Origin of the sequence: Rhodococcus sp. KRD197, from assembly GCF_017168235.1 — a bacterium.
Classification (GTDB): domain Bacteria; phylum Actinomycetota; class Actinomycetes; order Mycobacteriales; family Mycobacteriaceae; genus Rhodococcoides.
Genome location: NZ_JABFAO010000002.1, coordinates 357,099 through 375,100, shown reverse-complemented (window position 1 = coordinate 375,100; position 18,002 = coordinate 357,099). Strand labels below are relative to the sequence as shown.

General features: G+C 66.5%; 21 protein-coding genes. 13 read left to right on the top strand and 8 right to left on the bottom strand.

From position 1 onward, the window contains the following. Positions 1-33 precede the first annotated feature (33 nt). Entirely contained in the window at positions 34-861 is an 828-nt protein-coding gene (locus tag J1M86_RS04040; protein WP_075837673.1) for a Cof-type HAD-IIB family hydrolase, read from the bottom strand. Positions 862-953: 92 nt separating this feature from the next. Here J1M86_RS04040 and J1M86_RS04035 point away from each other — a divergent pair, with 92 nt between their 5' ends. Continuing rightward, positions 954-1,697, top strand: a complete 744-nt coding sequence (locus J1M86_RS04035) for a CPBP family intramembrane glutamic endopeptidase (RefSeq protein ID WP_206508903.1) — start codon at positions 954-956, stop codon at positions 1,695-1,697. A 3-nt stretch (positions 1,698-1,700) separates the two neighbouring features. Here J1M86_RS04035 and J1M86_RS04030 read toward each other — a convergent pair whose 3' ends face one another. Beyond that, positions 1,701-2,453: a 1-acyl-sn-glycerol-3-phosphate acyltransferase gene (locus tag J1M86_RS04030; protein WP_075837675.1), complete on the bottom strand. Its 753-nt coding sequence runs from the start codon at positions 2,451-2,453 to the stop codon at positions 1,701-1,703. Between the two features lie 64 nt (positions 2,454-2,517). On the opposite strand from J1M86_RS04030, the gene J1M86_RS04025 reads away from it, so the two are divergent. From J1M86_RS04025 to J1M86_RS04015, 3 genes are read left to right on the top strand one after another with little or no spacing between them, the layout of a single operon-like run. Continuing rightward, a complete protein-coding gene (locus tag J1M86_RS04025; protein ID WP_206508902.1) occupies positions 2,518-3,351 on the top strand; it encodes a hypothetical protein in 834 nt (277 codons plus the stop codon). Further along, the gene (locus tag J1M86_RS04020) at positions 3,348-3,773 is read left to right on the top strand and encodes a hypothetical protein (protein WP_206508901.1); all 426 of its coding nucleotides are present in this window, start codon (positions 3,348-3,350) and stop codon (positions 3,771-3,773) included. The genes J1M86_RS04025 and J1M86_RS04020 overlap by 4 nt, the downstream gene beginning before the upstream one ends. A 23-nt stretch (positions 3,774-3,796) precedes the next feature. After that, on the top strand, positions 3,797-5,020 hold the full coding sequence (locus tag J1M86_RS04015; RefSeq protein ID WP_206508900.1) for an NAD(P)/FAD-dependent oxidoreductase: 1,224 nt from the start codon (positions 3,797-3,799) through the stop codon (positions 5,018-5,020). Between the two features lie 9 nt (positions 5,021-5,029). On the opposite strand, the gene serS is transcribed toward J1M86_RS04015, so the two are convergent. Together serS and J1M86_RS04005 are read right to left on the bottom strand one after the other, a co-directional pair. After that, entirely contained in the window at positions 5,030-6,283 is a 1,254-nt protein-coding gene (gene serS, locus J1M86_RS04010; RefSeq protein WP_206508899.1) for a serine--tRNA ligase, read from the bottom strand. Between the two features lie 11 nt (positions 6,284-6,294). Continuing rightward, complete coding sequence (locus J1M86_RS04005; RefSeq protein ID WP_206508898.1) at positions 6,295-6,690, bottom strand: ankyrin repeat domain-containing protein; 396 nt, start codon at positions 6,688-6,690, stop codon at positions 6,295-6,297. Positions 6,691-6,714: 24 nt separating this feature from the next. On the opposite strand from J1M86_RS04005, the gene J1M86_RS04000 reads away from it, so the two are divergent. From J1M86_RS04000 to J1M86_RS03980, 5 genes are all read left to right on the top strand, one after another. Beyond that, a complete protein-coding gene (locus tag J1M86_RS04000) occupies positions 6,715-7,803 on the top strand; it encodes a septum formation family protein (RefSeq protein ID WP_083667298.1) in 1,089 nt (362 codons plus the stop codon). 14 nt (positions 7,804-7,817) lie between these two features. Further along, entirely contained in the window at positions 7,818-8,150 is a 333-nt protein-coding gene (locus J1M86_RS03995; protein WP_075837678.1) for a metallopeptidase family protein, read from the top strand. Positions 8,151-8,406: 256 nt separating this feature from the next. Continuing rightward, complete coding sequence (locus J1M86_RS03990) at positions 8,407-8,709, top strand: PE domain-containing protein (RefSeq protein ID WP_187346669.1); 303 nt, start codon at positions 8,407-8,409, stop codon at positions 8,707-8,709. A gap of 64 nt (positions 8,710-8,773) precedes the next feature. Then, positions 8,774-10,012, top strand: a complete 1,239-nt coding sequence (locus tag J1M86_RS03985; RefSeq protein WP_206508897.1) for a PPE domain-containing protein — start codon at positions 8,774-8,776, stop codon at positions 10,010-10,012. Further along, entirely contained in the window at positions 10,009-10,824 is an 816-nt protein-coding gene (locus J1M86_RS03980; protein ID WP_206508896.1) for an ESX secretion-associated protein EspG, read from the top strand. Before J1M86_RS03985 ends, J1M86_RS03980 begins: the two co-directional genes overlap by 4 nt. Here J1M86_RS03980 and J1M86_RS03975 read toward each other — a convergent pair. From J1M86_RS03975 to J1M86_RS03965, 3 genes are read right to left on the bottom strand one after another with little or no spacing between them, the layout of a single operon-like run. Next, the gene (locus tag J1M86_RS03975) at positions 10,821-11,486 is read right to left on the bottom strand and encodes a histidine phosphatase family protein (protein WP_206508895.1); all 666 of its coding nucleotides are present in this window, start codon (positions 11,484-11,486) and stop codon (positions 10,821-10,823) included. The genes J1M86_RS03980 and J1M86_RS03975 overlap by 4 nt on opposite strands. After that, entirely contained in the window at positions 11,486-12,412 is a 927-nt protein-coding gene (pheA, locus tag J1M86_RS03970) for a prephenate dehydratase (RefSeq protein WP_075837682.1), read from the bottom strand. The genes J1M86_RS03975 and pheA overlap by 1 nt, the downstream gene beginning before the upstream one ends. A gap of 10 nt (positions 12,413-12,422) precedes the next feature. Then, the gene (locus tag J1M86_RS03965) at positions 12,423-13,145 is read right to left on the bottom strand and encodes a hypothetical protein (RefSeq protein ID WP_206508894.1); all 723 of its coding nucleotides are present in this window, start codon (positions 13,143-13,145) and stop codon (positions 12,423-12,425) included. Between the two features lie 107 nt (positions 13,146-13,252). On the opposite strand from J1M86_RS03965, the gene J1M86_RS03960 reads away from it, so the two are divergent. From J1M86_RS03960 to J1M86_RS03945, 4 genes are all read left to right on the top strand, one after another. Next, positions 13,253-14,020, top strand: a complete 768-nt coding sequence (locus tag J1M86_RS03960; RefSeq protein ID WP_075837683.1) for a DUF2470 domain-containing protein — start codon at positions 13,253-13,255, stop codon at positions 14,018-14,020. Between the two features lie 46 nt (positions 14,021-14,066). After that, positions 14,067-14,864 carry a type II CAAX endopeptidase family protein gene (locus tag J1M86_RS03955; protein WP_307786533.1) on the top strand — a complete coding sequence of 266 codons (798 nt, stop codon included), beginning with the start codon at positions 14,067-14,069 and terminating at the stop codon, positions 14,862-14,864. Between the two features lie 503 nt (positions 14,865-15,367). Then, a complete protein-coding gene (locus tag J1M86_RS03950) occupies positions 15,368-16,324 on the top strand; it encodes an LCP family protein (RefSeq protein WP_307786519.1) in 957 nt (318 codons plus the stop codon). Between the two features lie 125 nt (positions 16,325-16,449). Continuing rightward, positions 16,450-17,004 carry a ferritin gene (locus J1M86_RS03945; protein WP_075837685.1) on the top strand — a complete coding sequence of 185 codons (555 nt, stop codon included), beginning with the start codon at positions 16,450-16,452 and terminating at the stop codon, positions 17,002-17,004. A 70-nt stretch (positions 17,005-17,074) separates the two neighbouring features. Here J1M86_RS03945 and J1M86_RS03940 read toward each other — a convergent pair whose 3' ends face one another. Further along, complete coding sequence (locus tag J1M86_RS03940) at positions 17,075-17,980, bottom strand: DUF5926 family protein (protein WP_206508892.1); 906 nt, start codon at positions 17,978-17,980, stop codon at positions 17,075-17,077. Positions 17,981-18,002 lie beyond the last annotated feature (22 nt).

Here is an 18,002-nt window from a genome sequence, read left to right as displayed (position 1 = left end):
GCACTTCTCGATCGTGCGGGGGCCATCGGCGTGTCACCACCAGCGTTCGAGGACCCGCGCCACTCCGTCGTCGGCGTTGGTGGTGGTGACCTCGTCCGCGGCCGCGAGTGCGGCGTGATGCGCGTTCCCCATCGCGACGCCCAATCCCGCCATCCGCAGCATCGGCACATCGTTGGGCATGTCTCCGAACGCCGCGATACCGGCCGCAGTCACCTGCAAACGCTCGGCCACGACCAGCAGTCCCGACGCCTTGGTCACACCCGGCGCCGACAGTTCGATCAACCCGTTGTCGGTGGAGTACGTCAGATCGGCGGAGTCACCGATCAGCGGAGCAAGCGCGGCAGCCATGTCCCCACTCGATGCCCCGGCGAGCCGGATCAACAGCTTCACCGCGGGAATGTCGAGGACCTCGGACTGCGAGACCTCGGTGTTGTCGGGGTTGAGCCAGGCGTGCTCGTAACCGGGTGAGCTCACGAACTGCGGCGTCGCAGCATCGTGAGCGCTGGCACCGACGCGCTCGGCAGCCAGCCCGCAACCGGGCAGGACTCTGTATGCGAGCTCGGCCAGCGCGTTGAGCGTCTCGATCGACAGCGTGTGCGTGTCGAGGATGCGATCTGTACCACTGTCGTAGATGACCGCCCCATTGGCGCAGACACACATCGGTGCGAACCCGAGCTGCTCGACCACCGGCGAGATCCACCGAGGGGGCCGACCAGTGGAGAGCACGAACGGAGTGCCCTCGCCGACCATCGTGGAAACCGCACGTCGGGTACGTTCGGTGACCCTCTCGCGCTCGTCGAGAAGGGTGCCGTCGACATCGCTGGCGACGAGACTGGGCTGGGTACGGCTGGTATCAGACATCGTGCCCCATTCTGCCCTAGCGGCCCCGTGGTCAGGCCCTCGTGGCGTCGGTCACAGCCGCCCACCCGGCTTTCGTCGGTACACTGGGCGGAATGCTCATGACGAAAGACGCCGTTACGGCGCATCGTCGACGCCGCTTCCACGCCTATCTCGATGTTGCGATCGTCGTACTCGTACTGGTGGTCAGCAACCTGATCGCCCATTTCACGACGGTGTGGCTCAGCATCGCGACGGTGCCGGCAGCCGCCATCATCCTGCTTGCGCTGACGCGTCGGCGCGGGCTCGGCTGGGCCGAACTCGGCCTGTCACCGCGGCAATGGAAGACCGGCTCGCTCTATGCGCTCGGCGCCGTCGGTCTGGTATTGACCGTGGTGGCGATCGGTGCGCTCCTACCGATCACGCGACCGTTCTTCATGGCCGACCGCTATGCCACCATCTCGGCGGCACTGGTGGCGTCGATGATCGTCATCCCGTTGCAGACCGTCATCCCGGAGGAACTCGCCTTTCGCGGTGTATTGCAGGGCACGTTGGGGCGGATCTACGGCGCCCGCGGGGTTTTCGCGGCAGGCTCACTGCTGTTCGGCCTGTGGCACATCGCGTCGTCGATGGGGTTGACCTCGGGCAACGCTGGGCTGAGCAACTTTCTGGGCGGCGGTGTGGTGGGTCCGGTGATCGGCATCGCTGCCGCCGTCGTCGCCACTGCGGCAGCGGGACTGGTTTTCACGTGGCTACGGCAACGCAGCGGCAGCCTCATCGCGCCGATCGCGTTGCACTGGTCGCTCAACGGAATCGGCGCGCTGGCCGCAGCGCTCGTCTGGCACGTCTCGACCAACTGAGTCTCAGTCGTTCTCGCGCGCCTGCCGGGCAGCGGCCCGCGCGGCCACGTCGGCGGCGTCGAGCTTGTCGGCCTCGGCGAGGGTAGGCGCGCTGCCGCCGAGCCTGGCAGGCACCCAGTAGGCACCCGGCTCGTGCTCGTAGCCCTCCTGCAGTTTCAGCAGCATTTCCTGCATCGTCTTGCGCAGTTTCTCGGTGAGCTCGTTGGGCGGTCCGATCGGTTCGATGGGCTCGCCGACGGCAATGGAGATGGGAGTTTTGGTGCGACCGAGCCGCTTTGGGAAGCCCTTGGTCCACACGCGTTGCGCACCCCAGATGACCGTCGGGATGATCGGGACTCCCGCCTCGATGGCCATGCGGGCCGCGCCGGACTTGAATTCCTTGATTTCGAAGCTGCGACTGATGGTGGCCTCGGGGTAGACGCCCACCAACTCACCTCCGCGCAGTGATGACACGGCAGCCTTGTAGGACTCGGCACCGGCACCACGGTCGACGGGGATGTGTTTGAGCGCCCGCATGATGGGGCCGGAGATCTTGTCGTCGAACACTTCCTTCTTCGCCATGAAACGGATGTATCGCTTCACCGACCTCGGCGGCAATCCGGCGTAGGTGAAGTCCAGGTAACCGGTGTGATTGACGGCAATGACCGCGCCTCCGGTAGCAGGGATGTTCTCCTCGCCTTCGACCTGGAATCGGAGGCCTTCGAAGGCGAAGACCACACGGGCGATGCCAATGACAGAGCGATAGACAGGTTCCACAGTCCGCTAGCGTAGTCGTAGAGCCAGGGCGGGGAGAAGACGTAACGGGGAAGGTCAGCTGAACATGAGTTCGCTTCGCAAGATTGCAATCGCCGGGGTGGGACTGCTGGGGACAGTAGCGGCGCTCACCGCGTGCGCGGGCGACGGCCAGCAGGGTATCCCCACCGAGACCCCGGAACCCCCGACCACCACGTCCCAGAACGCCGCACCGATCCCGACCACCACCACGCCCGCGCCGCCGACAGGCCCGACTGTGGGAGCCGTTCCCGGCGATTCGCAGGCCACCTCCGCGCTGAGCGCGTTCCTGACCGATCTCGACACCGGTGGCGTCGACGCGGTGGCGCAGAAGTGTTTCACCGTCCCGCCGAACCTGATACCGGTGGAGTACGCGGACGTATCGGCCGTTCTCGACGCTGCGGCACAGCCGGGCACTGCCGAAGCAGACCTCGTGACCTGGACCGGGTCGATCTCGACGCTGTCGATCGCGCGAGATGAGATCGCCTCCGGCTACGCCTGCCCGCGCGTACACCCCACCGGAACCGAACAGGTCTACACCGACCTCGACGCCGTCCACACCGTCGCGCGGTACGTGGGGCGTTTCACCGGGGCACCCGCCGACCCCGCCGATCTCGAGGGTGACTACCCCGTGGTGTGCGGCACCGACATTGCCTGGGATGCACAGGGCACCGGTAGCCCCACCGCACCTCCGTTGGCGAACAACCCCGGCCGGCTCACCGAGTCGGCGTCGTACAACCCCGACAGCGTCTACGTGGCCTACTCCAATGCCGCCTACACGACCGTCTACGCCGATGTCACCAACGTCTCCGGCTTCCAGCAGAACCAGATCTTCACCCTCACCCGCGACGGAAGCGGCTTCTGCATAGGGGACGTGGCATGACCATCGGCCTCGACACCAAGATCCTGCTGCTGATCGCGGGGCTGCTACTGCTCGGTGGCCTCGTTCTCGGGGTGTGGAAGTACCGGCAGATGTCGGCCTCGCCCACCGCGTTGGCGCATCCCTACGTCGACATCGCGCACCGCGCCGCGCTGATGTATTCCTTCGCCACACTCGTCCTTGCCGCACTCGCTGAGTTCAGCGCGTTCCCGACGGCGGTGAACCTCCTCGCCGGATCGATCGTGACACTGTTCTTCGTCGCGGCCATCGCCACCTACGTGGTGCACGGATTCCTCGGCGACACCGACAATCAGTTCGAACATCCCGTTCGGGGGACGGACCTGTTCATGTGGGCCCTCATCGTCGGTGAAATCGGGGGCACCGCAGTGCTGCTCACCGGTTTCGTTTTCGGCCAGTTCTTCTGAGCAATCCCCACTAGTGTGGGCGTGTGACTCACGTGGTGATTGCCGGAGCCGGGCTCGCTGGACTTGCATGTGCGCACGAGCTGGGACGCAAAGGAATCGACGTCACGCTCGTCGACCGCAACGACTACCACCAGTTCCAGCCACTGCTCTATCAGGTTGCCACCTCGCAGCTACCCGCAGCCGATGTCGCACGCCCGCTGGCCTCGATTTTTCACGGTCTCGACACGGTCCGCGTCGTCCAGGCCGACATCACCGACCTGAACTTCGCGACACGCTCCCTCACCGCGGGCGGTGAGCGAATCGAGGGCTCCCACCTGGTCGTCGCCGCGGGCGCAACCGCGAATTTCTTCGGCACACCGGGCGCCGAGGAGCACTCGTTTCCGCTCTACTCCGTCGCCGACGCCACCGCGCTGCGTCACCACGTAGGCGCCCTCCTCGCTGGTGAACGCGATCCACTCGACGTGGTTGTCGTCGGCGGTGGACCCACCGGCGTCGAGACAGCAGGAGCGTTTGCAGAACTCACCGCTGCTCTGCGCACGATGAACCATCCGGGCGGGAAAGGACAGACCTCGCTGGTCAACCACGGTCCCGCTCTGCTCGCGCCGTTCAGCGAGCGATCGCACGTCTACGCGCGCGACAAACTCGTCGAGCACGGGGCGAAGGTCCTGCTCGGAGTCGGGGTGGCGTCGGTCGATACCGAGGGTGTGACGCTCTCCGACGGCTCGCGCATCGATGCCTGCACCGTCATCTGGGCCGGCGGCGAATCCGCGTCACCGATCGCCGGGACCGCCGAGGTGAAGCCCGGACGCGGCGGCCGGATCGACGTCTCGGCCGATCTGACCGTTCCGGCATTCGAAAATGTCTATGCGATCGGCGACGTCGCGAACATCCCCGGAGCCGACGGAAGCACGCTGCCCCAACTCGGCTCGGTAGCGCTGCAGGCGGGCACGTGGACCGCCCACAACATCGAGCGCGCCGCCGCCGGGAAGCCCAAGAAGGCCTTCGCCTACAAGGACAAGGGCATCATGGCGATGATCGGCCGCGGCGCCGCCGTCGCCGAGATCGGCGAGCACCGCCACCACCTCGAGGGCCACCTAGCATTCGCGGCGTGGCTCGGTGTGCACGCGAGCCTGCTCAGCGGTGCCCACAGCAAAGCTGACGCATTTCTCTCGTGGGCCTGGGACTACGTCGACCGCGAGCATTCGGCGATGGTCGAGTGCACGGCTGCGCCCACTACGGACGGGTAGCGACCGGCGTCAGCGCAGCACATCCGTCCCGACGAACGGGACCAGCGCCTCGGGGACGCGGACGGTGCCGTCGGCCTGCTGATGATTCTCCAGGATCGCGACGATCCACCTCGTGGTCGCGAGAGTGCCGTTGAGCGTCGCCGCGATCTGCGGCTTGCCGTTCTCGTCGCGGTACCGAACGTTCAGGCGACGCGCCTGGAACGTCGTGCAGTTCGACGTCGACGTCAACTCGCGGTAGGCGTTCTGCGTCGGGACCCAGGCCTCGCAGTCGTACTTGCGCGCCGCCGAGGATCCCAGATCGCCGCCCGCGACGTCGATGATGCGGTAGGGCAACTCGACCGCCGCCAGCATCTCCCGCTCGAACTCGAGCAGCTTCGAGTGCTCGGCGGCCGCGTCCTCCGGCTTGATGTAGGAGAACATCTCGATCTTGTCGAACTGGTGCACGCGGATGATGCCGCGGGTGTCCTTGCCGTAGCTGCCTGCCTCGCGGCGGAAGCACGAAGACCAGCCCGCGTAACGCTTCGGTCCGTCGGACAAGTCGATGATCTCGCCCGAGTGGTAGCCGGCCAGCGCCACCTCGGAGGTTCCCACGAGGTACAGGTCGTCGGCTTCGAGACGGTAGATCTCGTCGGAATGCGCGCCGAGGAATCCGGTGCCCGCCATGATCTCCGGACGCACCAGGACCGGCGGGATCATCATCGTGAACCCGTTCTTCACGGCCTTCTGCGCGGCCAACTGCAGCATCCCCTGCTGCAGGAGGGCGCCGTAGCCGGTCATGAAGTAGAACCGCGAACCCGACACCTTCGCGCCGCGCTCCATGTCGATCAGGTTGAGCGATTCACCGAGCTCGAGGTGATCCTTCGGCTCGAACTCGAACGTCGGGATCTCGCCGACGGTCTCGAGCAGGACGAAATCTTCTTCTCCGCCGGCCGGCGCGCCGTCCTCGACGATGTTGGAGAGCGCGCGTTGAGCGGCATCGAGGGCGGCGTCGGCCTCGTGCTGCTTCGCCTCGGCGGCCTTGACCTGGGCGGCCAACTCGGAGGCTCCGGCCAGCAATGCCGGGCGATCCTCGGGCGAGGCCTTTCCGACCCTCTTGCCGAGCGCCTTCTGCTCGGCGCGCAGTTGATCGCCTGCCAGCACGGCGGCACGACGCGTGGAGTCGGCCTCGAGCAGCACGTCGACGAGGCCGGGGTCCTCACCCCGGGTGCGCTGCGAGGCACGGACAACGTCAGGATTCTCGCGGAGGAACTTGAGGTCGATCACGGATGGCAACCTTACTTGCCGAGCAACCCCAGGTAGTCCTCGCGTCCGAACATGCGAGCGGCGTCGATCGCCGACGGCTGCCCACCGCGCGGATCGGCACCGCCGTCGACGAGGGCTTGCACCACATCGTCCTCGCCCTTGAACACCGCCCCGGCGAGCGGTGTCTGTCCCTTGTCGTTCGCACGATTGACATCGGCACCCTTGGCGACCAGGGCGCGGACGGTGGTCGCGTGTCCGTGATAGGCCGCCAACATCACCAGCGTGTCGCCGGAATCGTTGTTCAGATCCACGGGGACGCCCGCATCGAGATAGGCGACGAGTGCATCGGTGTCACCGGTGCGTGCCATACCGAACAACCGACCGGCGAATTCGGCTACCTCGGCTGCTGTCTCATCCGGGTCGTTCATGAGACCCGAAGATACTCGGGCATGATGGAGGAGATGTCCACCAGCAAGCCGGAGAAGCCGACAACCCGCACCGCGCGCACCGTCAGTGCGTCCGTCGCGCGCCGAGCTCTCGCTCTGGTCGCGGTCGGCGCAGTCGGCGCCGCCGCCGTCACCCTGCTCGTCACTGATGGCTTCGATCAGCCCGAGAAGATCACGACGCACTCGGTGGCAGGCCCCGCCACCACCGGCCCCGTGTCTGCCTCGAGCTTCGGCTCGGCCGATCCGGGCACATGCCTGCAGTGGACGCCGACGGACGATCCCGAGACCGACCGTCAGGATCTCGCCCAGGTGTCGTGCGCCGAGCCGCACCGTTTCGAGGTCGCCAAGGACGTCGATATGTCGGCGTACCCCGGCATCGAGTTCGCGCCCGGATCCGCATACCCGGGAGCCATGCGGTTCAGCCAGTTGCGCGACGAGCACTGCATCGACTCCGTCGTCGACTACCTCGGCACCAAGTTCGACCCGAACGGCAAATTCAGTGTCGGATTGATGTTCCCCAGCCAGACCGGCTGGGCCACCGGCGAACGGACGCTACGGTGCGGTGTTCAACAATCGTCGAACACCGGGGTTCCGCAGGAGATGACCGGTTCGGTGCTCGATCAGGACCAGTCCAGCGTGTGGGATGTGGGCACCTGCATCGGCATCAACCAGAACGTCCCCTCCGATCCCGTCGAATGCAGTCAGCCGCACGCCTTCGAGGTCGCGTCCGTCATCGATCTGCAGCAGCAATTCCAAGTAGGCATCCCCAACGAAGCAGACCAGGACGCCTACCTCGAACCCACGTGCACCGACGCCGTCAACGCCTACCTCGGCTCGGACACCGCCCTGCGAGACAAGACCCTCACGCTCTTCTGGAGCACCATCGACGTCACCAGCTGGCTCGCTGGGAGCCGTCAGGTGACGTGCTCGATCGGCAAGGAACTCGACGAGGGCGGCTTCGCCACCATCACCGGATCTGCGACGGGCGACATTCTCATCAACGGCCAGCCCCCCGTCCCACCACCAGCAGCACCCGACGGCCGAGCACTGCCCACGCCGCTGCCCGGCGCCGCCCCCATCACCCCGGGAGGGTAACCATCCCCACCGACATGAGTCGCGCCGAGTTCGAGGAAGCCGTCGGCGACGCACTCGACACCCTTCCGCCCGACATCACCGACCGCATGGACAACGTCGTCATCCTCGTCGAGGACGAACACCCCACCGAGGACATCCTCGGCCTCTACGAGGGTGTTGCTCTGACCGAACGCTTCGAATACAGCGGGCACCTACCCGACGTCATCACCATCTACCGCCTACCCATCCTCGACATGGTCGACGACGCCGACACCGCCCGACGCGAAATCGCCATCACCGTCGCCCACGAGGTTGGTCACCACTTCGGCATCGACGACGAGCGACTGCACGAACTCGGCTTCGGCTGAGTCTCGCTTGCCGGTTCGGCACGCCCGCCTCCGGCACGCCCGCCTCCGGCACGCCCGGCTTCGGCATGCCCCCCATTCGGCATGAATGGACCATTGCAGCCGTCTAGCCGTTGCGATGGCCCATTCATGCGGGGAGGGACGGGCGCACGAAACAATCACTCGAGCTTTTCCGAACTGTGCGGAACCGATCGGGCCGCGGCGTCGTCCAATCCATTGAAGAGCGAAATTTTTCCTCGGAGACGGACTAGGAGAGCACATGCCAGGAACGGTGCGAGTCGATCCTGTGGCACTCGAGGCTGCGGCAGCTGAACTGGACGCGGCAGCCGCTCGGCTGCAGGCGAATCTGACGGCGGTGTCCCTTCCGATCCACACTGTTCCCTCGGGCAGCGAGGAGGTGTCGCTGCTGGCCAACCGGTTCATGCGGCACTCGGCGGGATCGTTCACACCGGCTGCTTCCGAGGCCGTCAACGAGTTGATCGAGACGGCCGCGGCATTGCGGATGCAGGCTGCCGCCTACCGAGAAGTCGACATCGAACACAGCCGCGCAATCGGCCACTGATTCAACTGACACCGCCACAACCCGAACGAGGAGCCAGCAGCGTGATCGGCAGAGGTATTTCGACATGACACTCGGAGTCACAGGTGTGGTGTGGCTGCCCCGTATGGCAACCGTGAACTCGACGTCGCTGTTGGCGGGAGCGGGCGCTGCTCCCCTGTCCACCGCGTCGGCGGCATGGTCCTCGGTCGCAGCCGCGTACAGCGATACCTCGGTCACCATCGCCCGTGTGATGGCTGTCCTTGCGGCCGGGTGGGAGGGTGAAGCCGCCAATGCGGCACTGGCCCGCCTCGGCGGGTTCTCCGGGTGGACCCAGAGCGCCTCGGCGAAGGCAGCACAGATTTCCGCACTCGCGGCAGGCGAGTCGGCGGCGTACATCGCTGCCGTGCTGGTGATGCCGAATCCGGCGGAGATCCTCTCGGTCAAGACTGCGAAGGCGACGGCCTACTCGTCGGGCGGCGCACTCAACGGCAGTGCCGAGGCGCTCGAAGTTGCCGATCGCGCGCTCGATGTCCGTGCGGCGCTGGTGATGGAGGCGTACGAGGCGGCAACCACTCCGATGGCGATCGATATCTCGTTCGATCGACCGCCGGAGATCGTGAACGACGGCAGCGGAGGTTCCCGCAGTGCCGGCACGATTTCCGACGCCGATTCCTACGAGGAGTCGAGCATTTTCGGCTTCGGTACGCGTACGTCGCCGGCGCAGGCCGCTGCCGCGGCCGTCGGAGCCGCGCTGCAACATCCGGGAGTCGCCACTGCTGCAGGGCAGTTCGCCGGTACCGCCGGATCGGTGGCCGGTTCCTCGGTCACCACAGTTGCCTCGGCAGCGACCAACATCGGCACCGCTGCGGCGACGACGTTGATGAACTCGGGTGGAGGCGGCCAGAATGCCTCCCCGACGCCCTTCCGCGCGGACCCGGCCTCGGCCGGTGCAGTCTCGACTCGCGCGGTGTCCGCGGGTGCTTCGGGGGCAGCGGGTACGGCGGTGGGTTCGGGTGGCTTCGGAGGAACGGCGGGCGGATCGGGCAAGCTGGGGGGTCCGGGAGCAGGGTCCTCCGGCTACGCGTTCGGCTCCGGCGGCGAGCGTGTCGGCGGGACAGCCGCAGTCGTCGGCAGCGACGGCGGTGCCGCGGCCCGCGGCGCGCACGGCGGTGTCCCCGTCGGAGGCAGCCAGGCCGGACAGGCGGGGCAGGACGAGGACGAACACGAGACCCCCGGGTACCTCAAACAGTTCGAGCACTTCGCCGATGGCCGCACCGTCGCACCATCGGTGATCGGTGCGGACCCGACTTGGAACGATCGTTGATCGACTTGGGGACCCAGCCGCCCGGCCACACTCTCGCCTCTGCCGAGCTCGACGCAGACCGGATCGATTTCCTCGTCGATTCCTTGAACATCGTCGAGATGCCGGTGGTTCTCGATGTCTTCCCGCGATTCGACGATCCGCAGCAGCGCGCCGCCGCACTCGAGCGTGGCCGAACCGGACTGACGGCGGACGGCTTGATGGACGGCGGACGGGTTCATGCCGACATCGAGGCATGGATGCGCATCCTCGAACAACCCCGCTGGTACATCTCGGGCAGGCTGGTTCCTCGCCCGTACGACGAGGACAGCGCGATCACCAGGATCTGTCTGGCGACCACCGATGCGGGCACAGTCCTCGCTGTTCGTCGCGGCGCCGGCCTACTGATGCGCGGCGCTGTCGGCGACCCGGCGCAGGCCCTGCTGAACTCACTCGGCAGAGGTCACGGGTGCGCACATCCCAGCATCAGCGCGCCGACGGACCTGCTCGCCGAGGCGCTCGACGCATCCCCCGCCGACGTGCACTCCACCGCGCAACGGTTGACGCACCTCGGCATCGACGAACGCACGGCGCAGGATGTGGCGTCAGCGATGAGCACCTGCTCGGCGCACGCGGAGATCACCTCGGTGACCGTCGAGGACGGCAAGAGAATCGCCGGCGCACATCCGGTTGCCTTCTTCGATACTCGGCGTGGCCGGCTCCTGGCGACGTCGAGCACCGCATCCGATGGGCGACGGTGGTCGTCGTTGTCCTCGGGTAGCGATGCCTTGGTTGCGTGGGCGCTGACGGAGTTGGTGAGCCGAGCCGGTCGTTAGCTGATCGGGTTGTCGGCGGTCCGGCTGCCCTTGCCGTCGAACGGGGCCAGGTACGTTCCCCATCGAACGCACACCCAGCCTCCACCGGCGGTCGGCTCCAGCGCGACGGTCTGGGTGTTGTCGAGGTGATTGTCGGCGGCAAAGGCGCCGTCGACCCCGCCCAGCACCGCGGCGACCAGTCGGATAGCGGCGCCATGGCTGACCACTACGACATCGGGGCCGTCGGGATCGGTCAGGTGCGAACTGCGGAGCGAATCCAGTACGGGCACATAGCGATCCAGTATGGAGCGCCCGCTGTCACCCCCAGGCACTCGGACATCGAGATCGCCCCCGTGCCACCGCCCGTAGATCTCGGTGAAGGCCTTGTGAGCGTCGTCGTCGCTTCGGCCTTCCCATTCGCCTGCCTGGGCTTCGTGGATTCCCTCGCGTAGTTGCGGCTCGATTCCGGTGATCGCGGCGATGTTCTCGGCCGTCTGCACGGCCCTCAGTGCGGGCGAGGTCACGAGAATGCTCGGTGGCGTCTCGAGGATCGCAGCGCCGAAGCGTCGCGCCTGGTTGTGGCCGTTGTCCGTCAACGCGGCACCGGGGAGCTGCGTGTCGAGGATCTTGTCCACATTGGCAAAGGTCTGTCCGTGGCGGACGAGTACGAGCCTTCCCGTCATCAGTCCCCCTTTCCGTCGCGGAGTCGAGCGAGCCATTCGGTCTGCTCGTCCAACGACGGAGGGCGGCGTCCTGTTCCCGCGGCGACGGGCCACGACCCGAGGAACCGTAGTGCCATCTTGCGGTGCAACGCCCCGAGCGCCTCGGCGACCGCGGCGTCGTCGATGTGTCCGATGCAGTCCACGTGGAACCAGTAGGTTCCGAATTCTGTGCGCGTGGGCCTCGATTCGATGCGGGTGAGGTCGATATCGCGCAGCCCGAATTCGGCGAGCGCCTCCTGCAGAGCGCCGGGGCGGTGGTCCGGCATCAAGATCAGTGCCGTGCGGTCCGCACCCGTCCGCGGTGGAGCGGGGCGCGGCGAACCGACGAGCACGAATCGTGTTCGGGCGTTTCCGACATCGGCGACGCCACCTGCGAGCGTCGGGAGTTTCATCAACTCACCTGCCAGCGGGGTCGAAACTGCCGCATCGGCGAGACCGGCTACGACGTCCTCGGCGGCGGCCGCGTTGGACGAGGCGAACTGAACCTCGGCGTCGGGCAGGTTGTTTTCCAACCACAGACGTACCTGGGCTGCCGCGATGGGATACGCGCGGATGGTGCGGACGTCTTTCAGCGTGACGCCGTGCGCGCCGAGAACCGAGAACGCGACGTCCACTTCGGTCTCGGCCAGTATCTGCAACCGCGTTCCGACGCCGAGCGCGTCGAGAGTCGGGGGAACCGAGCCCTCTACGGAGCTTTCGATGGGCACCACCGCGGCGTCGACGTCTCCGCTGCGTACCGCTTCGAGGGTCGCCGGTGGGCTGCCGAACGGAATTCTGGAGATGTCGCCGGTGAATCCCAGCTCGGCCAGGGTGCCGCTGGTCTCGAATTGGCCGAGCGCCATCTCGGTGAAGGTTCCCGATGGGCCGAAATACGCAATTCTGGGCACGATTTTCAGATTACGGCTTCACCGGGTCTGCGGAAACCAAACCGGCGTCGACGAGATCGCGGTGGGCGGCGGCCGCGTCGTCGATCTCTATCCCTAGGAGCACGCTGCGCACGGCTTCGGCGGCCTCGGGGCGCAGCCTCGTCAGTGCCGACAGGTCGGGTGCGGCCAGCGCCGCCCCGATGTCGTCGCCGCGCAGGGCAGCGACGGTGGCGGCAAGGATCGCGAGCACCTGCTGGCCGGACTCGGCGCGCGCGGTGAATCCGACCTCGGCGTGCGCGACGACGGCGAGGACATCCGCGATCCGGCGGGCAGGCGCGGACGCCGCGAAGCCGGGCGCGCGATGAGCCTCGACGATCGTGGTGACGGTGTCGAGCGCCGAGGCCTCTGTCCACTCGGCGAAGATCACCAGCGGCGACGGCACACGTAGCGCGATGGCCTCGGCGAGTGTGTCCGAGTCTGCGTCGAGGTGATAGCGCACGCTCTCGTACGTTCCGCCGTGATGGATTCGCAACTCGTCGGGATCGATGTCGAGTTCGACAACGACGCGGCCCAGGTCGATGCCCGACGGTAGATCCCTCAACACCGAGGCGGCGACCACCGGCGGGCCGGACGTGAGCCCGGTCGCTCGTGCGCTGACCTCGTCGGCAGAGTGGCATCTCTGCATCAGGAGGCCTGCGACCAGCGCCTGCGGATCGGGCCGCTGGGGCACGCCCAGGGTGAGGGGAATCGACACTCGTCACACGGTAGACGGAACGAATTCACGCCGACCACTTGCGATGCACCCAAATGTCGTTTAACTTAGGTTTGCCTCACCTACCTGCCAACGCATCGGAGGAGCCCATGATCGGCGCCACGACGACCGGACCGTCCACCGCAGAAAGAGTCCGTAGCGCCTGCGCGCGAGCGGAGAGTGCAGCGTTGGCGATCGAGGGCAGTGAACCCGTCGTCACCGCTCTGCACCACCTCCGCTCCAACGGCGAGGTCATCATTGCTGTCCCGGAAGACTCCGCGATGGGCGCCATTGCGTGGCAGTCGCCGCGCGTCGGCGTTCCGGCCGTGCTCGAACTGACCGATCATGCACCGCTGAGCCTGCGCGAGCCGGTCCGCTCACTGGTATGGCTACGCGGCGATCTGCGTCCCGTTCCTCAATCCCTGATGCGGCCGATGGCAGGAGCCGTCGCGTCGGAGCATCCGCATTCTGCACTGCTGGACGTCGGTCACAGCACGATTCTGCTCCGACTCCTACTCTCGTCGGCCGTCGTCGCCGACAGCACCGGAGCCGAACCGGTAGCGGTGGACGACCTGCTCGCCGCCCAACCCGACCCGTTCTGGGAAATGGAAACCAGCTGGCTCCAACACCTCGACGAGGATCACGGCGACCTGGTGAACCAACTCGCCCGACGCCTTCCCCCCTCGCTGCGTCAGGGACGAATCCGTCCGCTGGGCATCGACCGCTACGGCATTCGGTTGCGCATCGAGAGCGATCACGGCGACAACGACGTCCGCCTCGGCTTCGCGGAACCGGTGGACGACACGATGGCTCTGAGCCGCGCACTGCGGATACTGGCCGGGTGCCCGTTCCTCAACGGGTTGCGCGCGCGGCACTGAAAGAGGCCACACGCCGCGCGAATGCATACTCGTATTCGTGATCGATGTGAAGAGCTGGCTCAACCCGCCGAAGCACGACGCCGGGCCTCCCCTCGAGCCGGGTGAGCGCCGTGCCATCAAGATCGAGATCGCGATCGTCCTGCTCCTCACATTCGGCTTCAGCGGAGCCAGCAGCATCCTCTCGCTCATCGAGGACGCGTTGCTCGCCGGGAGCTTGTCCGACCAAACCGTCGCGATCAACACCTCGAGTTCGAGTCTCGGCATCATCGACCTGCTCTACCAGGTCCTTCGCATCCTCCGCCTGTGCGCGTTCGGTGCGCTCGGGCTCTACCTTCTCTGGCGGTCAGGCCTCGGGCCTCGTCTCATCGGGCTCGCCAGACCGCGAGCTCGAACGGATCTGCTGCAAGGCGTCGGGCTCGCCGCACTGATCGGCCTGCCGGGCCTGGCGCTGTATCTCGTCGGCAATGCCCTGGGCTTCAATCTGACGGTCGTTCCCAGTGCCATCGACGAGAACTGGTGGCGTATCCCGACGCTGGTCGCTTACGCGTTCGCGAACTCGGCCGCGGAGGAAATACTCGTCGTCGCGTACCTCATCTCGCGCCTGCGCCGCCTCGGCGTCGGCGAGAATTCCTCGCTCGTGGCCTCGGCGCTGCTGCGCGGTTCGTACCACCTCTACCAGGGCCTGGGCGGGGGCATCGGCAATATGCTGATGGGGCTGGTGTTCGGCCGTTTCTGGCAGCGAACGAACCGGCTGTGGCCGCTACTCATCGCGCACGCACTGATCGACATCGTCGCTTTCGTGGGTTACACCGTCTTGCGCGACCATCTTGCGTGGCTGCCGTAGACGCGAGCTTGGGTACAGTCGACCCGTGAACGACGGACCGGCGGACGACGCCAAGCCGAATCGGGGACGGCCCGCGCAGGGCCCGCCCCCCGGCTACCGGCCGCCTCCCGGTCCCTTACGACCAGCCCCCTTTTCGTGGCCAGAACCCGGGCAACCGTCCCGCGCCGCCTCCGGGGTATCGGCCCCCGCCCGCCAATCGGCCACCTCCCCAGCGTCCAGAGGGCACCCAGATCATTCGACGCGACGGTCGCCCCGGTGGCCCGGCTGCCGGCGGGCAGGCCTGGTCCAGCGCACCGGAGCCGGGCACCGTCTCCCGAGGCAACGTCCCGAGAGGCAACGTCCCGAGAGGCACCGATCCGAGGGCGCAGGACCCGCGCAGCCAGTACGCACCGCGTCAGACTCCGCAGCCCTATACCGAGCCCGGGCCTCCCCCGCGCCGAACACCGCCACCTGCTACTCCCGAGCGTCAGCGCCGACGCCCGGAACCCGCCAGGCCGCCACGCGTGGCGAAGAAGCGCCGTTGGGGTCGACGATTCGGCCTGATATTTCTGGCGCTGCTGTTGGTTTTCGGCGGACTCGTTTATTACGTCGACAGTTCATTGACCCGCGTCGACGCACTGAGCGACTACGACGGCCGCATCGGGGACACGCCCGGAACCAACTGGCTGCTCGTCGGATCGGATTCGCGCGCCGGTATGACGCCGGAGCAGGAAGCGGAATTGGCGACCGGCGGCGAGACCGGTCCCAGCCGCACCGACACTGTCATCCTCATTCACATCCCCGAGGACGGTGGGGCGACGACGATGGTGAGCTTGCCGCGCGACTCGTACGTCTCCGTTCCCGGTTTCGGGCAGGACAAACTCAATGCCTCGTTCGCCATCGGCGGACCCCCGCTGCTGGTGCAGACCGTCGAGGGGGCAACAGGCGTCCGGATCGATCACTATGCGGAGATCGGGTTCGGCGGCTTCGCCGGCATCGTCGACGCGATCGGTGGCGTCGAAGTCTGCTTGGACAATGCGATCTCCGATCCACTCGCCGGGATCGACCTTCCCGCCGGGTGCCAGGAACTGACCGGCTCGGAGTCGCTGGGATTCGTGCGCACTCGCGCGACCGCACTTGCCGATCTCGATCGTATGAACAATCAGCGGCAGTTCATGTCCGCCCTGCTCGCGAAGGCCACCAGCCCGAGCACGTTCCTCAACCCGTTTCGGCTGTGGCCGCTCGCCAAGGACACCGCCGGTTCGCTCAGCGTGGACGAGGGCGACCACATCTGGAATCTCGGCGGTTTGGCCTGGGCTATGCGCGGAGATCTGGTGACGACGACGGTGCCGATTGCGGGCTTCGAGAACACCGACGTGGGCAACGTGGTGGTATGGGATTCGAACCGCGCGTCGCAGTTCTTCGCCGCGGTAGCCGAGGATCGGCAGATACCGGAGGAACTCCGTACTGCAGGTCCGTGAGTCGGCGCAGTATTCCAATTCGACTGGTCGAGTCAATAGTTAGAGGCGACTTATTTAGGCAATGTTGACCTCAATAAGGATCGGCTTGGATGACAATGGCCTCTGACCAGCATAATCTCGTCCACATGAGTTCTGACATCAAAGAAACCGCACACTCGAAATTCCATGCACTTCTCCGCGATCAAATTCGCAACGAGTTCAACGCGTCGCACCAGTACATCGCGACCGCCGTGTATTTCGCCAATGTCGATCTCCCGCAGCTCGCCAAACACTTCTACGCTCAGGCCGTCGAAGAGCGCAACCACGCGATGATGATCGTCCAGTACTTCCTGGACCGCGACATCACTGTCGAGCTCAACGGAGTCGACGGCGCGAAGACCGTCTTCACCGATGCACGCGAGCCGATTGCCCTGGCGCTGGCCCAGGAGGAGACCGTCACCGAGCAGGTCGTCAATCTCGCGAGCACCGCGCGTGAAGAGGGCGACTACGTGGGCGAGCAGTTCATGCAGTGGTTCATCAAGGAACAGGTCGAAGAGGTCGCCAAGATGCGGACGCTACTCAACGTCGCGGACCGTGCGGGCCACAACCTGTTCGATCTCGAGGAGTTCGTCGCGCGTGAGATGAACGACGTCGCCGTCGTCGGCACCGGCGCGCCCCAGGCTGCGGGCGGCTCGGTCTAAAGGCGCTACGCGCATGTGCGTGGAAATACATAGCCCGCTATGTACTTCCACGCACATGCGGCGAAGCCGTCTACCGCAGGGTGACTTGACGGCCGCGCAAGCCGTCGCGTGAACGCCGCTGCTCCGAGGTCAGTGGCGCATCCACAGCCAAAGCCTCAGCGAGCTTCTTCCCGAACTTCGTTGCCGGAGCAGCCCATTCGGTCGGGTGCATCTCGGAATCGAGGTCGAACACCGGCACGAGCAGTCCGTGAGTCCGGAACGAGCCCGCGTACCGCGAACCCTCCCCCAGAGTCAGATCGCCGGCAGCGTGCAACCGCGCCAGTGCGAGCATCAGATCGTCCTCGCTCTCGGGACGAACCCAACGCAGGTGCGCCTTGTCGCCCGCATCGACCCACCAAGCCGCGACCAGTCCCTCGCCTTCGAGCCGCGCCGACGGCATGATCGCCTGGTTTGCGCGCTCGACGGTGGCAGCAACATCAGGAGCCGGTTCAGCGTTCTTCGGCAGCCACCAGTTGAAGTCCTGGTGGACCGTGATCGTCAGCTGCTCCGTCGGATCCAGCACGTCGCGCAGCGCTGGGGTGTTGCCGTCCGGTACTGCCGACTCGAGCGATTCGCCGGGCTGAGCGATCGACGCCCAGGCCAACGCACTGGACAGATCGGCAGCGACATTCGGCGAATGCACCTGCACCTGTAGACCCGCGAAGCCGCGGGCAGCACCGTCCTGCTCGCGCACCAACGCTGCGACGGCGCCCGGGAGAACCGTCGCCAACGTGACCGGTCGACCGTCCACCACAACCGGGGCGGTCGCGGACGGAACGAACTCACGCATCGCGACCAGGTCGCATTCCGCGGCGACATTCTGGAACGGGCGAGCAGGCGCGGCCTGAAGGCTCTCACGCTCCGCTTCTCGCTGCGCGAGCTTCGCTGCTCGGTTGCTGTCCTGCTTCGGACCACTGTTTCTTTTGCTCTTACCCACGCCCGAAACCTACACGTTGACC

Excerpts from the sequence above, each read along its gene's own strand:
- J1M86_RS03985 (WP_206508897.1), top strand. The coding sequence starts at position 8,774 with ATGACACTCGGAGTCACAGGTGTGGTGTGGCTGCCCCGTATGGCAACC.
- J1M86_RS03975 (WP_206508895.1), bottom strand. The coding sequence starts at position 11,486 with ATGACGGGAAGGCTCGTACTCGTCCGCCACGGACAGACCTTTGCCAAT.
- J1M86_RS03960 (WP_075837683.1), top strand. The coding sequence starts at position 13,253 with ATGATCGGCGCCACGACGACCGGACCGTCCACCGCAGAAAGAGTCCGT.
- J1M86_RS04000 (WP_083667298.1), top strand. The coding sequence starts at position 6,715 with ATGGAGGAGATGTCCACCAGCAAGCCGGAGAAGCCGACAACCCGCACC.
- J1M86_RS04005 (WP_206508898.1), bottom strand. The coding sequence starts at position 6,690 with ATGAACGACCCGGATGAGACAGCAGCCGAGGTAGCCGAATTCGCCGGT.
- J1M86_RS03945 (WP_075837685.1), top strand. The coding sequence starts at position 16,450 with ATGAGTTCTGACATCAAAGAAACCGCACACTCGAAATTCCATGCACTT.
- J1M86_RS04040 (WP_075837673.1), bottom strand. The coding sequence starts at position 861 with ATGTCTGATACCAGCCGTACCCAGCCCAGTCTCGTCGCCAGCGATGTC.
- J1M86_RS04020 (WP_206508901.1), top strand. The coding sequence starts at position 3,348 with ATGACCATCGGCCTCGACACCAAGATCCTGCTGCTGATCGCGGGGCTG.
- J1M86_RS04025 (WP_206508902.1), top strand. The coding sequence starts at position 2,518 with ATGAGTTCGCTTCGCAAGATTGCAATCGCCGGGGTGGGACTGCTGGGG.
- J1M86_RS03995 (WP_075837678.1), top strand. The coding sequence starts at position 7,818 with ATGAGTCGCGCCGAGTTCGAGGAAGCCGTCGGCGACGCACTCGACACC.
- J1M86_RS03990 (WP_187346669.1), top strand. The coding sequence starts at position 8,407 with ATGCCAGGAACGGTGCGAGTCGATCCTGTGGCACTCGAGGCTGCGGCA.
- J1M86_RS04035 (WP_206508903.1), top strand. The coding sequence starts at position 954 with ATGCTCATGACGAAAGACGCCGTTACGGCGCATCGTCGACGCCGCTTC.